This is a genomic window from Levilactobacillus brevis (genome assembly GCA_021383565.1).
Lineage (GTDB): Bacteria > Bacillota > Bacilli > Lactobacillales > Lactobacillaceae > Levilactobacillus > Levilactobacillus brevis_B.
In genome coordinates this window covers 1,530,806-1,544,894 of sequence record CP079699.1, presented here as the reverse complement: position 1 = coordinate 1,544,894, position 14,089 = coordinate 1,530,806, and the positions used below count along the sequence as shown (strand labels likewise).

The 14,089-nt window shown below is 52.5% G+C and carries 10 protein-coding genes and 1 pseudogene; 8 read left to right on the top strand and 3 right to left on the bottom strand.

Annotated elements, in window-relative coordinates; translation table 11 throughout:
* Positions 1–170: 170 nt before the first annotated feature.
* Entirely contained in the window at positions 171–1,889 is a 1,719-nt protein-coding gene (locus KB236_07215) for a phosphoenolpyruvate carboxykinase (ATP) (GenBank protein UIF28340.1), read from the top strand.
* A 299-nt stretch (positions 1,890–2,188) separates the two neighbouring features.
* On the opposite strand, the pseudogene KB236_07210 reads toward KB236_07215, so the two are convergent.
* From KB236_07210 to KB236_07200, 3 genes and pseudogenes are all read right to left on the bottom strand, one after another.
* A pseudogene (locus KB236_07210) lies at positions 2,189–2,914 on the bottom strand (electron transfer flavoprotein subunit alpha/FixB family protein).
* Between the two features lie 13 nt (positions 2,915–2,927).
* Positions 2,928–3,722, bottom strand: coding sequence for an electron transfer flavoprotein subunit beta/FixA family protein (locus KB236_07205; GenBank protein ID UIF28339.1), 795 nt, complete (start codon positions 3,720–3,722; stop codon positions 2,928–2,930).
* An 11-nt stretch (positions 3,723–3,733) separates the two neighbouring features.
* Complete coding sequence (locus KB236_07200; protein ID UIF28338.1) at positions 3,734–4,855, bottom strand: acyl-CoA dehydrogenase family protein; 1,122 nt, start codon at positions 4,853–4,855, stop codon at positions 3,734–3,736.
* A 214-nt stretch (positions 4,856–5,069) separates the two neighbouring features.
* Here KB236_07200 and KB236_07195 point away from each other — a divergent pair, with 214 nt between their 5' ends.
* From KB236_07195 to KB236_07165, 7 genes are all read left to right on the top strand, one after another.
* Positions 5,070–6,098, top strand: coding sequence for a galactose mutarotase (locus tag KB236_07195; GenBank protein ID UIF28337.1), 1,029 nt, complete (start codon positions 5,070–5,072; stop codon positions 6,096–6,098).
* Positions 6,099–6,244: 146 nt separating this feature from the next.
* The gene (locus KB236_07190) at positions 6,245–7,978 is read left to right on the top strand and encodes a phospho-sugar mutase (GenBank protein UIF28336.1); all 1,734 of its coding nucleotides are present in this window, start codon (positions 6,245–6,247) and stop codon (positions 7,976–7,978) included.
* Between the two features lie 421 nt (positions 7,979–8,399).
* Positions 8,400–8,642: a hypothetical protein gene (locus tag KB236_07185; protein UIF28335.1), complete on the top strand. Its 243-nt coding sequence runs from the start codon at positions 8,400–8,402 to the stop codon at positions 8,640–8,642.
* 60 nt (positions 8,643–8,702) lie between these two features.
* Positions 8,703–10,130, top strand: coding sequence for a glycoside-pentoside-hexuronide (GPH):cation symporter (locus KB236_07180; protein UIF28334.1), 1,428 nt, complete (start codon positions 8,703–8,705; stop codon positions 10,128–10,130).
* Between the two features lie 187 nt (positions 10,131–10,317).
* The gene (locus KB236_07175; GenBank protein ID UIF28333.1) at positions 10,318–11,487 is read left to right on the top strand and encodes a galactokinase; all 1,170 of its coding nucleotides are present in this window, start codon (positions 10,318–10,320) and stop codon (positions 11,485–11,487) included.
* Positions 11,488–11,617: 130 nt separating this feature from the next.
* Positions 11,618–12,625: a UDP-glucose 4-epimerase GalE gene (gene galE, locus KB236_07170; GenBank protein ID UIF28332.1), complete on the top strand. Its 1,008-nt coding sequence runs from the start codon at positions 11,618–11,620 to the stop codon at positions 12,623–12,625.
* Positions 12,625–14,085, top strand: a complete 1,461-nt coding sequence (locus KB236_07165) for a UDP-glucose--hexose-1-phosphate uridylyltransferase (protein ID UIF28331.1) — start codon at positions 12,625–12,627, stop codon at positions 14,083–14,085. The genes galE and KB236_07165 overlap by 1 nt, the downstream gene beginning before the upstream one ends.
* Positions 14,086–14,089: the final 4 nt, after the last annotated feature.

The window sequence follows — 14,089 nt, the reverse complement described above, 5'->3', positions numbered from 1 at the left end:
AGTTGAATCGAGGGGGAGCCGTGCCGATTATAAAAATTTTGATAGCGCTTTACCCCTTTATGGTAAGTCACACAAATCGCGATTGCCATTAATTAAAGTGTAAAGTCACTTCCTTCTGACCGACTTTTAGGCTAAAATTACCGTTAAGACATTATGAAAGGAGCTTCACCATGCAGACACCAGCAGCAATTGATTTGGCTTCATTTTATGCCAATCCGGACCGCAATGTGGCGGTCTTGGATTACAATACGCGTTTTATTACCAGCATCTTCGACCTCGTTAACAGTGACGAACTCGCCGATTTTGTGCGGTTATTCTTGGATGAACAACGCGATCACACGCCAGAAGTCGCCGATGCGTCGACCACCTTTAATCTGGTCACGCCTCAGGTTTACCTGGCCACTATCAAGGCGATTCTGACCGATCAGCCGGATGCTTTTGCCACGTACCAAAAATCAGAAATTCTGGCCAGCATCGAAGACCTCTATTCGTATTACCGGACGTATCTGCGGGTTGCTACGATGACCATCAAACGTAATGACGTGGTCGCCAGTGAATTTATGACCATCGACCAGCGCTTCAACGACTTGGTTATTCGGTTGTACCGGACGATTGAAGAGAAGCTTCAGGGCCACGCCAATCACGTGTACCGGCAAGTGAGCGCCGGGTCGAGTGCCTGCGTACTCCTACAGAAATTGAATTGGCCAATGCCCGCTGGCTACGAAAAATTACAGGATATCCGCTTCATCGACCGCATCATGTTGCGGCCACCAATGATGTTACATACCAAGAGTAACAAGCGGAAGGGGACCTTCACGGCAACGCAAGTCAATCCACTGACCAACTTTGAGGGAACGTCGGACGACTTCTTCTGCTACCCGGCCATGATTGGCGAAAGTTTGGCCTACATTTACTTCCACCGCGACTACCTGGCTTCCGGGCTGGCCCTAGCCAACCTGTTCCAGCTCGCCGACGTGAAGCAGGTCGCCGGTCACAAGCCGGATCTAGTGCTGCTGTTTGGGACGCCAGGCGTGGCCACGGATACCGATCCGGAGAATGGTCACTACTTCTACGACCAGGCCAATGACATCTACGTGGGCCAGATTCCGTACAACGACCAGACCACGTACTTTGGCTACATGAAGAAGATGTGCCTGACCCTGCATAACCTGCATATGATTGCGCAGAAACGCCTGCCGATTCACGGGTCGATGATGAAGATTACCTTTGCCGACGGGCAGACCAAGACGGTGGTCTTCTTCGGTGATTCCGGTGCCGGCAAGTCCGAATCCATCGAGGCCTTACAACAAGTGGCCGATGATCAGATTGTCAGCATGGAAACGATCTTTGACGACATGGGGAGTTTCACGTTGGACGGCCAAGAACTCTACGCGCAGGGGACCGAAACGGGGGCCTTTGTCCGCCTCGATGACCTGAGCAGTGAGGTGGCCTTTAACAATATGGACCGGGGGATCTACATGAACCCCGAACAGAAGAATGCGCGGGTCATCATCCCGGCCAATACCTGGCCACGGGTGGTTGCGCACCATCACATCGACATGTGGGTTTACGCCAACAACTACGACGATGCTGTGGGCGTCCACCGGTTTACGGACCAGGAGACCGCCAAGAAGACGTTCATCGCCGGTAAACGTAAGGCGCTGGGCACCACGGATGAAGTGGGGATGAGCACGACCTTCTTCGCTAACCCGTTCGGCCCGGTTCAGGAACAAGCTGCGACCCAGCCCATCATCGACGCGGTCTTTGATCGGTTATTCACGGATGGCGTTTACGTGGGTGAGATTTACACCCACTTGGGCAACGACAAGTCACAAGCCAAGCTCAACGAGTCGGCAAAGGAACTGCTGGCTGAATTGTTGAAGCTCTAGTTGGTGGGCCCTACACTTATTACTAATGTAAAAATTAGCGGATTTGTTGCACGTTTTTTGAAATAAATTTGTCAGGTATCGTTGGCTGCGTTGGTGTTAGCTGGCCGCCTTGCCGTTCGCCAAATTCTGGGCTGGAACGCTGGGGAAGGGCCAGACCAAGCCTGAGGGAGCGGCCTTGGCCTTTGCTTGGAACCGTCATAAACTGACGTTTCCAAGGCGCCCATTTACGACTGGTAACTCACCAGTCGTAAATGCCCCGGCTGAGCCCAGATTTGGTTCGCTCACGGCTACCAAGCGGTGGTCAGTGGGCGGGAAACGCCGATACGGCCGCCTAACTTTTCGGCGAGCTTCGTGGCCGTGTCGATGGTGGCCGCACTGGCGGCTCCACGACCCAAGGCGACGACCCGGGTGGCATCGCCGACCGTGGTGGCGGTGTTCACCACCGGTGTCGCGGCCTTGACCTGAAGTCGGGCCACGGGGTGGAAGGTGATCGTTTCTGTGGTGACGGTGGCGTCGCCGGGTGTGGTCTCGGCGACGAAGGTATTCGGCCGTACCGTGGCCATTTGTGGCCGGTGGTCGGGGCAGATGATTTCACACATGATGTTGTCCCCGTAAGACGGTTTGGTGGCGACTAAGGTCTCATCGTCGAAGCGCAGGTCCAGGCAATCGGCGGTCAGGCCGGTTTGCAGCTTGGCCTGAAGCCGTGGGGCGATAGACCGGCCGGTGATGGTAGCGCCAAAGAGAATGGAATTAGGCTGGTACTTGTGCACCAACTGTTCCAAGGCGTCGGCGTGTTCGGCGTCGGTGGCCGTTGGGAAACGGTCATCCCGGACGACCCGAATCTCATCGGGGCCGTACGCTTTCAATTCGTCTTCCAAGTGGTCGTTGTTGGCTTCGAACAAGATGACCACGGTGTGAAAGACGTTGCCGGCTAGGTGCTTGGCCTTGGTAATCAGTTGTTGCGTCGTGGGCTCAATGTGGTCTAAGCGGCGTTCCGCGATGACCCACAGTTCTGGTTTTGACATAGCAGATTCCTCCTTAGATTAATTGACGGCCCTTTAAGGCTGTGATGAGTTGACTAGCGGCTTCGCTTGGCGTCCCAGTCAGCGGCGTCAGTTCCCGTTTGACAGGCTTAGGCGCGTAGACCTTGGTCACGATGGTTGGCGATCCGGCTTGGCCGAGACGAGAATCATCCAAGTCAAGGTCGTCGTGGTGCCAAACGGTCAGCGGCTTGTCGAAACTTAGCTGAATGTTTCGGGGCGTCGGGTAGCGCGGCGTGTTCAATTCGCTGCGGACGCTAACGACGGCGGGGAGTTGGGCGACCAGCGTCTGCTTGGTGTCTTCCAGCAGGCGTTCGGCGGTGACTTCGTTTTTACCGCTCAGACGCAGGCTGGCCGCGTAAGTAATCTGGGGTTGGTGAAGAAATTCGGCGACGATGGGACCGACTTGACCGGTATCGGCATCGACGGCTTGCCGACCAAATAAAATCAGATCGGCGTCACCGATTTTCTTCAGGGCTTGGGCAATGACGTAGCCGGTGGCTAGCGTATCGGCCCCAGCGAAGGCCCGGTCGGATAGGAGATATCCGGCGTCGGCGCCCATCGCCATGCCTTCGCGCAGGGATTCAGCGTAGTCGTCGGGTCCCATGGTGAGCAGGGCGACTTGAACCTCTTCGTCGGCCGTGTCTTTGAGATGCAGGGCCAGTTCAATGGCGTTTTTATCAAAGGGATTCATGACCCCCGCGAGGCCGCGCCGATCCAGGTTATGGGTCACTGGATCGATGGTGACATCGTTGGTTTCGGGAACTTGTTTAATACATACGACAATTTTCATGGGGAGACCTCCTATTTGTTAAATTCGGCGGTGGCAATGGCGGACCGCATCTTTTCAACGGTTCCTTCGGCGATTTCCATTGCCCGGGCATCCCGAATCAGGTGCTCAACCGGGTATTCGCGGCTGTAGCCGTAGCCAGCCAAAATCTGTAAGGTGTCGTCACCGGCGCTAACGGCGGCACGGGAGCCGTGGGCCTTGGCCATAGCAGCTTCCTCGCTGTACGGTTGACCGGCCGCTTTCAATTTAGCGGCGTTTTGATACAACAGACGCGTAGTTTCCTTACGCATCGCGATATCGGCAACCTTGCGATGGGTAACTTGCAGGGCGGTTAGTGGGGTGTCGCCGGCCTTCCGTTCCTTGGCGTAGTCGGTCGCAATCTTCAATTCGTGTTCCATAATGCCAGTAAGGACGGCGCCCATCAAGATCCGGGCGTCATCATGAGCGGAATCGCCGATGAGGCCGCCGTCGCCTAGTTTCCCCAGCAGGTGGTCGTCGTCAACCATGATGTGGTCCATGACGATTTCCCCCACGGGCGTGCCGCGGAGACCGATGAAGTCTTCGCGCTTGCCAAAGGAGAAGCCAGGCATATCTTGGTCGACCACGAAGACGGAAAGTTCCTTAGGCGCGGTCTTGACCAGGACGCAGTAGACCTGAGCCAGGCCACCGTTGGTAATCATGATCTTATCGCCGTTGATGACCCAGTGATCCCCCTCACGAGTCGCCGTGGAACTGATGCCCATGGGATTCGATCCCCCAGAGGCTTCGGTCATGGAGAAGGCGAAGATTCGGTCGTTGGCGGACGGCAAGAGTTGCTTCTGCAAGGCGGGTGTCCCGAATTTTAAAATTTGATCAATGGTTTTAAAATGGCCTTCGAGAGTGACCGCCGTGCTGGCGTTTCCGCGGGCGATGTGGTTTAAGGCCTGAGCCGTGACTTCGGGGCCAAAGCCGGCACCCCCGAATTCTTGAGGTAACATGATGCCGAGAAAGCCGGTATCCGTTAACTTTTGCATGAAACCAGCTGGAAAGTCACCCGCTGCATCCATGGGCATATCCTGAGGCGCGATTTCCCGTTCGGTGTAGTCGTCGACCATTTGGAGCAGCAGCTTCTCAGCCGCAGCAGTTGTAGATGGCATAAGATAGTTCCTCCTTAACAGACAATTTAATTGTGTATAAGTGCACGATTCGAAGTAAGTATAGCGAATAATCAAATGATAAGTCCAGTAAAAGTATTACTGATTTCGGAAATAAACGGTTGTGGCTAAACACGATGCCGATTATAAAAAAATTGGTACTGACCAGCCGAATATTATACAATGAAAACGGATTCTAATTGGGAGGTATTTCACGATGAAAATAACCAAGAGTGTCATGGGGACCATCGACAATCAGTCGATCACCCAGTACCTGTTAACTAATCAACAAGGTACCCGCGTTTCCGTTTTATCCTGGGGCGCAACGTTACAAGAATTTAGTGTTGTCGAGGGGGCTCGGCGGCAACAACTCGTGGTGGGAGAATCAGATCTTGCCGCTTACGATCACAATGGCTGGGCCCTGTGTCAAGCCTTGGGGCGGGTTGCCGGTCGGATTGGCGGCGCGCAATTTGATCTGGATGGCCAAACGGTTCACTTGGAAGCTGGCGATGACGGCAATGCCATTCACGGCGGCCCCCATGGCTTTCGGAATGTCAACTGGACGGGAACGACACACACTACCGACGATACGGCTAGCTTGGTACTGACCTATACCGCAACGCCGGCAGTTGATCGTTATCCGGGGACGTTGACGACGACCATCACCTACACGTTGACGGCGGCCGATCGCTTGGAAATTAGTTTTACCGGGAAGAGTGACGCTGACACGCTGTTTAACCCGACGATTCACACGTACTTCAATGTGACTGACGATCAGCAAAGCCTCGATCAACAGTGGCTATTATTGAGTGGGGATCATCGTCTAGAACTCGATGACACCAAAGTTCCGACGGGTAAGAAACTGCCAACGGCCGGGACCGGTTATGATTTTAGTCAACCACGAAAGATTACCGATGGCCTGAAGCAACTCAAGGAAGCTGGCAAGGTCGAATACGACGATGCCTTCGAAGTCATTCCGAGTGACCGTACGCCAATCGCTGCAATTGGGGACGCTGCGGGCCATCGGCGGCTTGCCATTTACTCCGATCGCAACGGGCTGGTCGTCTTCACGGCCAATCCGACCGATTCGAAGCGGGCGGCCGAGCGGGATTACAATGCCTTGGCGCTGGAAGCCCAGACGTTGCCCGACGCCATTCACCATCAAGGATTCGGCGACATTGTGTTGCCGGCTAATCAAGCCGTGACCCACACGATTGCCTATCAATACCTCGCGGGTCAGAAGTAATCCTTGTCGGCATTTGTGAAAATCGGGGCGTTACTGGTATAGTAGTGATATTGGATTTAAACGGTCGCACACCTCAGGGGAGCAGTTGAAGGGGTGCGGACGGCCAGACAAAATGGTTTAGAACTGATGAAAAAGGAGAGGTTTAGATGAGTTGGCAAGATAATTATCAAGTTTGGCAACAACAGGCCACGATGATTCCTTATATCAAGCACGAATTAGATGCCATCGCGGACGATCCGCAAGCTTTGGAAGCGGCCTTCAGTGGTCCCATGAGCTTTGGAACGGCCGGAATGCGGGGCGTCATGGGCCCGGGGATTGGTCAAATGAACGTCTACACGGTACGGCAAGCGACCGAAGGGGTGGCCCGTTACCTGGATACGCTGGACGACGCGACCAAGCAACGCGGGGTGGCCATTAGCTTTGACTCCCGGTACCATTCCACGGAATTCGCCCACGAGGCGGCTCGGGTCTTGGGCGCCCACCATATCCCTAGTTTCGTCTTCGATGATCTGCGGCCAACGCCGGAATTGTCCTTTGCGGTGCGGCATTTACAGACGGCCATGGGGATTATGATCACGGCCAGCCACAACCCGAAGCAGTACAATGGTTATAAGATTTACGGCCCAGATGGTGGCCAGATGCCGCCTAAGGCTTCCGATATGATTACCGACTTCGTACGTTCGGCCAAGGATGTCTTTGGCATCAAGGTCGCCGATGAACGTCAACTGCGCGCGGATAAGACGATGCAGATTATTGGTGAAAATGTTGACCAGCCTTACCTGAAGAACGTCGCCAGCGTGACGATCAACCCCGACTTGATTAAGTCCGTAGGGAAGACGATGAAGCTCATCTACACGCCACTTCACGGGACGGGGAAGGTCATCGGGGAACGCGCCTTACGCGGAGCCGGTTTCGAAAACTTCACCATGGTGCCGGAACAGGCGATTGCCGACCCTGAATTTCCAACCGTTCCGTTCCCGAATCCGGAATTCGCCCAAGCCTTTGATATGGCGATTGCCCTGGGTAAAAAAGAGGGCGCCGATCTGTTAGTCGCCACCGATCCCGATGCCGACCGACTAGGCGCCGCCGTTCGCCAGCCTGATGGGGATTACCAACTATTGACGGGGAACCAGATTGCCTCGATTCTGTTGGCCTACATCTTGAAGGCCCGCAAGCAAGCCGGACAGTTACCGGCCAATTCACGCGTGGTCAAGTCCATTGTGTCGACCGAACTCGCCACCAAGATTGCGGCGGCGTACGGTGTTGAAATGAAGAATGTTCTGACTGGGTTCAAATTCATTGCCGAACAGATTCACCAGTACGAGACCAATCATGACCACACCTTCCTCTTCGGTTTTGAAGAAAGTTACGGTTACCTGATTAAGCCGTTCGTCCGGGACAAGGATGCCATTCAGTCCACGGTGCTGTTGGCGGAAGTCGCCGCCGATTACAAGCAACGCGGAATGACCCTGTACGACGGGATCGAGGAACTCTACGCGACCTACGGCTACTTTGCCGAAAAGACCACGTTTGAGGAGTTCCCTGGTGTCAATGGGACCGACCAGATGGCACATCTGATGAGTGAATTCAGAGAAAATGCCCCGCAAAACTTTGCCGGCACGGCGATTGATGCGGCTGAAGACTTCTCGACGGGCGTGAAGACGAACGCGGATGGTAGCACTAGCAAGATTGATTTGCCAGCGGCCAACGTCCTGAAGTACTGGCTGCATGACGGTACGTGGATTTGCATCCGACCGTCCGGAACGGAGCCCAAGGTGAAGTTCTACATCGGAACCAGTGCCAAGACCAACGATGCCGCGCAGAAACAATTGGCGGACTATGAAGCAGCGCTGAAGACTTATGTGGCTTCAGTGAAGTAGGTATCGCGGACGGTTATCTTAATTTGAACACGGGAGTTTGGGCAGTGAGCCCAAGCTCTTTTTTTGTTCATTTCAGTTGGTAAAGAGGGACAACCGGTTGTCACGACGCCCCTTACCGGTGTGACATGCTTTCAGTAATTTTTTGATGGTTCGGTATTTTTCATCAGGCCGGGGATTTGTGAGATAATTTACTTATTTCTTTACTAAAAAAGTTACAATTTTAGAGCAACCGGTTGCAACAGCTTTAAGATAGGAAATTCTAGGACTACCAACGTTTTTAAGTTCGCAGAATTGGTTGCAATTACGGCCAGATAACCTTAGAATAATGACCGTAAAACCGCTTACATTTTAGTTAAAATAGAATTCTTGTTTTTACCGATTTTGTGGGTGTTCTATCTTTAGAAATCAGAGGTGTATCAAGATGGCTAAGAATGACAAGATTAAATTGGATCCCGCGAAGTTTGCGGCCGCTGTTTTGGGTGGTAACGCGCAGCATCCGGGTGAAGAAAATAAACTGTACATTAAGCGGCAGCTCACCCTTTATTTGGAGGCCACGTTGCTGGCCCAGGACTTTAACAAGCTGGAAGAATCCCAGTTTGATATGGCCAAAGCACAACAGCGGGAGAATGTTCTTTCAAAAATCATTGAACACAGATACCACTAACTTAATGGTCATTGTTGTGGCTTAGAGATAAGTTTCTCGATGAAAGGTGTGGAAAGAACCATGATTAAGCAATATTTCTCATACGCTTTAGGGGCATTTGGACACGATGCCTTCTACGCAACACTCAATACTTATTTTGCGATGTTTGTGACCGGCGCCTTATTCGTTGGCAAGGGTGCCGCCGCTGAAGCCGGCATTGTGACGACGATGGTCGTGGTCATCCGGTTAGTTGAAATTGCCTTTGACCCGATGATTGGTGGGATGGTTGATAATACCGACACCAAGATGGGGAAGTTCAAGCCGTGGTTATTGGCCGGGGCCATCGTCAGTTCGATCGGACTGATTCTGATGTTCTCTAGCCTGTTTGGTTTGGCGGATTCCAACACTTCCATGTACTTCCTAGTCTTTGGGATTGTCTTCGTCATTATGGATATCTTCTATTCGTTCAAAGACATTTCGTTTTGGTCCATGTTACCGGCCTTGAGTGTGGATACCAAGGTGCGTAACCGCTTTGGGACAGTCGGTCGGTTTGGCTCTACCTTAGGGTCTCAAGGGGTCATTATTGTGGTCGTGCCCCTGGTCACCTACTTCTCCCAGAAGTTCTCAGGGACCCACGGAGATACGCAGACCCGTGCTGGATGGTTAGGCTTCGCCATTGTGATTGGCTTGGTCTCGCTGCTGGGTGCGTTAGCCACCTTCTTTGGGACGAAAGAAACCAAGAACTTGATCCGGGAAAATACGGAGCGGACGCGTTTCCGGGATGTCTTCAAGGTGATCGCTGAAAACGACCAGTTGATGTGGTTAGGCTTTTCCTATCTGCTATTTGCCTTAAGTTATGTCGTCACCAACTCACTATTGATTTATTATTTCCGCTACGTCATCGGCAATCCCAATGCTTATAGTGTTATCGGTGGGGTGACTGCCTTATTGGGAATCATCTCGGTGCCACTTTTCCCAATCATCGTGTCCAAGATTACCCGGCGCGGTGTCTACGTTGGCGGGATTTGCATGATGTTGGTTGGCTACCTGCTCTTTAATTTTGCGGGCGATAGCGCCATGATGATGTACGTCGCGGATGCCATCTTCTTCTTCCCGTACCCCATGATTTTCTTGGCGGCGTTGATGACGATTACCGACAGTGTGGAGTATGGTCAGTGGAAGAACGGGACGCGGAACGAATCCGTGACCTTGTCCGTCCGGCCTTTGATTGATAAATTGGCTGGGGCTTTCTCAACTGGGATTGTTGTGATTGCGGCCGTCCAAGCTGGGATGACGGGGGATGCCAAGCCGAGTGATATTACCGCGCATGGTATGTTTATCTTCCATTCCTTTATTTTCTACATGCCCATGATCTTGCTGGTAGTGTCAGCCTTGATTTATCAATTTAAGGTGACGCTGTCTGAGAAGAAACATGCAGAAATCGTCAGAAAACTGGAGAAAAAATTAAGGACTGAACAGGCTGAAAAGCAGTCTGAAACGCAAAATTAATTAGAATCTAGAAAACCTCAGAACTTGTGTCTGGGGTTTTTCTGTAGGTAACTAAGGGCGGTGATGACCAAGGTGTAAATCGTGATGACAAGAAGAAAGCGCTTTATAAATGCGTTGACAATCAACTGAAAAGCAGTTATGATAATTATAGTAAAACTTTACTAAAAACATTAAGGGGTTAATAGACATGGATTTTGCCAGCTTAGCAACTGAATATCAAGAAAAATTTGATGTCGCTCCGCAACGGGTATTCTTTTCCCCCGGACGAATTAATTTGATTGGTGAATATACAGATTTTAACGGAGGTCACGTTTTCCCGGCAGCCATTAGCATGGGAACCTACGCCGCCTATTCGGATAGAAGCGACCGTGAGTTTCGGGTGTATTCGGCCAACGTTCCCGAGGCCGGGACGCTGACGTTCTCGTTGGACGATTTGACGTTTAACAAAGCCGACAATTGGGCTAACTACCTGAAAGGCATGTTGTTCGAGCTGGCAAAACAAGACCTAACCATTGACCACGGATTCGATCTCTTTGTTCATGGGAACCTACCGGATGCTTCCGGCTTGTCCTCATCCGCTTCCATGGAAATGCTGATGGGTGAGATTCTCCATGCCGCCTACGGGATGAAACTGAATGAAGTTGAAATGGTTAAGGTCGGCCAACAAGTGGAAAATGATTACTTTGGCCTGAATACCGGGATCATGGACCAGTTTGCTATCGGGATGGGCAAGAAAGACCAAGCCATTTTGTTGGATACCAATACGCTGGCCTATGAATACGCGCCACTTGATTTAGGCGATAACGTCGTGGTCATCATGAACACGAAGAAGCGTCGTGAACTGACCGATTCCAAGTATAATGAACGGCGGGCACAGTGTGAAGAGGCCTTGAAGCGGCTGCAGACCAAGCTCGATATTAAGACGCTGGGCGACTTAGACGAAGACCAATTCGACCAGAACGCTTACCTCATCAATGATGACACGTTAATCAAGCGCGCACGGCATGCCGTCTTCGAAAATCAACGGACCCTGAAGGCGTTTAAGGCCTTACAAAACCATGATTTGCCGACCTTTGGCCACTTGGTAAATGCCTCCCACGTTTCCCTGAACTATGATTTTGCCGTAACGGGTAAGGAACTCGATACCTTGGTTGAAACGGCTTGGCAACAACCTGGCGTGTTAGGTGCCCGGATGACCGGAGCCGGCTTCGGGGGTTGTGCGATTGCAATTGTTAAGAAGAGCAACGTCGAAGACTTCGAAACCAAAGTTGGTCAAGTCTACGAGAAGACGATTGGTCACAAGGCTGAGTTCTACGTCGCCGAGATTGCGGACGGCCCACAGGAATTACAAAAGTAAAGTGGTCGGTCATGTTGACCCAGATGAGGGAGCTTATTTTAAGTGATTTCACCGGGTTTAAACGGGTTAACAGTCAAAATGAATAAGGTTAGAATAAACAGAAGACAACCTAATTGAGGAGAAATTGATGATGACAGTTTTAGTTTTAGGTGGTGCGGGTTATATTGGCTCCCACGCCGTTGACCGGTTGATTCAAAAGGGGTATGACGTGGCCGTCGTGGACAACTTAGTCACGGGTCACCGGGCTGCGGTCAATAAAAAGGCACGGTTCTACGAAGGCGATGTACGCGACCAAAAATTCTTAAACAGCGTGTTTGATCAAGAAGATGTCGATGGCGTTATGCACTTCGCCGCCTTCTCCATTGTTCCTGAATCCATGGAAAAGCCGCTGAAATACTTCGATAACAATACGACCGGGATGGTTTCCTTACTTGAAGTGATGAACAAACACAACGTCAAGCGGATTATCTTCTCATCGACGGCCGCCACTTACGGCGAACCGAAGCAGATTCCAATCAAGGAAACCGACCCACAGATTCCGACGAATCCCTATGGCGAAAGCAAGTTGATGATGGAAAAGATCATGCGGTGGGCCGATGAAGCCTACGGGATTAAATTCATTGCGCTTCGTTACTTTAACGTAGCTGGGGCCAAGGAAGACGGGAGCATCGGTGAAGACCACCATCCTGAAACCCACTTGATTCCGATTATCTTGCAGGTAGCTGCTGGCGAACGTAAGGAACTCTCCATCTTCGGCGGCGACTACCCGACCAAGGATGGGACCAACGTCCGGGATTACGTCCAGGTTGTCGACCTGGTCGATGCCCACATCTTGGCGCTAGAATACCTGAAGGCCGGCCACGACAGCGACGCCTTTAACCTGGGTTCTTCAACCGGTTTCTCCAACAAGGAAATGCTGGAGGCTGCCCGGAAGGTCACGGGCAAGGAAATCCCAGCCAAGATGGCACCACGGCGGGCCGGCGATCCTAGCACGTTGATTGCGGCCAGCGACAAGGCACGAAAGGTACTGAACTGGCAACCACAATTTGACAACGTTGAGGATATCATCCGGACCGCTTGGAACTGGAAACAAAAGCATCCAGCTGGCTATGACGATCAAAACGAGGCGGCTAAGTAATGACGGATACCATTCAAACATTTATTAACGCAGTCGTGGCTTCACCAGCGCCGTACACGGAGCTGGACCGACAGTACGTGACCAACCGGATCTTCGCGCTGATTGGTGATGGCCCGGCCCAAGCCGCCGTGAGTGACGAACCGATTGACTTGGTTGCCGCCATGGTCGACACGGCTGTGGCCAACGATAAGATTGAAGATGCACCCAGTCCCCGTGAGATTCTGGAGTCACAGTTAATGGACTTCATGACACCACTCCCATCGGCCGTGAACCGTGGCTTTTGGGACCGTTATCAACAGAGTCCCAGTGCCGCGACCGACTGGTTCTACCAGTTGAGCAAGGCCAATAACTACATTAAGACACGGAACATTGCGCGTAACGTGGTTTTCCCGGCGCAGACACCAGCTGGTGAATTGGAGATTACCATTAATCTGTCCAAGCCAGAAAAGGACCCCAAGGCCATTGCGGCCGCGCAGACGCAGCAACAGGTCAGCTATCCGCTTGACCAACTCTGCATGACCAACGAGGGGTATCTGGGCCGTCTGGGCTATCCCGCCCGCAGCAATCACCGGATTATCCGGTTGATGGTGGGCGGCGAGACCTGGGGCTTCCAGTATTCGCCATACGCTTATTTCGCGGAACACGCCATCTTCTTGGCCCAAGAACACCGGCCAATGGTGATTAACCAACACACCTTTACCAACTTGTTGGAAATTGTCCGGCAGTTCCCTACGTACTTCGTCGGGAGCAATGCCGATCTGCCAATCGTGGGCGGATCCATGCTGACCCACGACCACTATCAGGGCGGTAAACACACCTTCCCAATGATGAAGGCGGGGATTGACCGGCCGGTAGATCTAGGGGTCGATGGCGTTTCAGCTGGCATTGTGCAGTGGCCGATGACCGATATTCGGCTCCGCGGACCGCAGCCAGAACCGCTGATTACGGCGGCAACCAAGGTCTTAACCTCATGGATTGACTATTCCGATGAAAGCGTGGACGTGCGGGCCTATACGAACGGCACGCGGCATCACACGATTACCCCCATTGCTTACCGCGATGGTGCGGACTACGTGTTGGACCTCGTGCTCCGGGATAATCAGACGTCCGAACAGTATCCGGACGGTATTTTCCATCCGCATCAGGACGTTCAACACATCAAGCGCGAAAACATTGGCTTGATTGAGGTCATGGGGCGGGCCATCTTGCCGGCACGGCTGAAGTCAGAGATGGCTGAGGTCAGCAAATACTTGCTGGACCAGCCGAACCAGATGGCGCCAATGCATCAGGCGTGGGCCGATGATTTGAAGCGTCAAAACACGGTTACGGCGGCTAACGTCACGGCCATCATCCACCAGGCGATCGGCAATACCTTTGCCCGTGTGCTGGCCGATGCCGGTGTCTTCAAGCGCGATGCCCAGGGCCAAGCCGCGCTAGATAAATTCATGGCACAGCTCTAAAACA

Bases quoted from the DNA above. Each gene is read 5' to 3' on its own strand.
- KB236_07215 (UIF28340.1), top strand. From the start codon at position 171: ATGCAGACACCAGCAGCAATTGATTTGGCTTCATTTTATGCCAATCCG.
- KB236_07205 (UIF28339.1), bottom strand. From the start codon at position 3,722: ATGAAAATTGTCGTATGTATTAAACAAGTTCCCGAAACCAACGATGTC.
- KB236_07200 (UIF28338.1), bottom strand. From the start codon at position 4,855: ATGCCATCTACAACTGCTGCGGCTGAGAAGCTGCTGCTCCAAATGGTC.
- KB236_07195 (UIF28337.1), top strand. From the start codon at position 5,070: ATGAAAATAACCAAGAGTGTCATGGGGACCATCGACAATCAGTCGATC.
- KB236_07190 (UIF28336.1), top strand. From the start codon at position 6,245: ATGAGTTGGCAAGATAATTATCAAGTTTGGCAACAACAGGCCACGATG.
- KB236_07185 (UIF28335.1), top strand. From the start codon at position 8,400: ATGGCTAAGAATGACAAGATTAAATTGGATCCCGCGAAGTTTGCGGCC.
- KB236_07180 (UIF28334.1), top strand. From the start codon at position 8,703: ATGATTAAGCAATATTTCTCATACGCTTTAGGGGCATTTGGACACGAT.
- KB236_07175 (UIF28333.1), top strand. From the start codon at position 10,318: ATGGATTTTGCCAGCTTAGCAACTGAATATCAAGAAAAATTTGATGTC.
- galE (UIF28332.1), top strand. From the start codon at position 11,618: ATGACAGTTTTAGTTTTAGGTGGTGCGGGTTATATTGGCTCCCACGCC.
- KB236_07165 (UIF28331.1), top strand. From the start codon at position 12,625: ATGACGGATACCATTCAAACATTTATTAACGCAGTCGTGGCTTCACCA.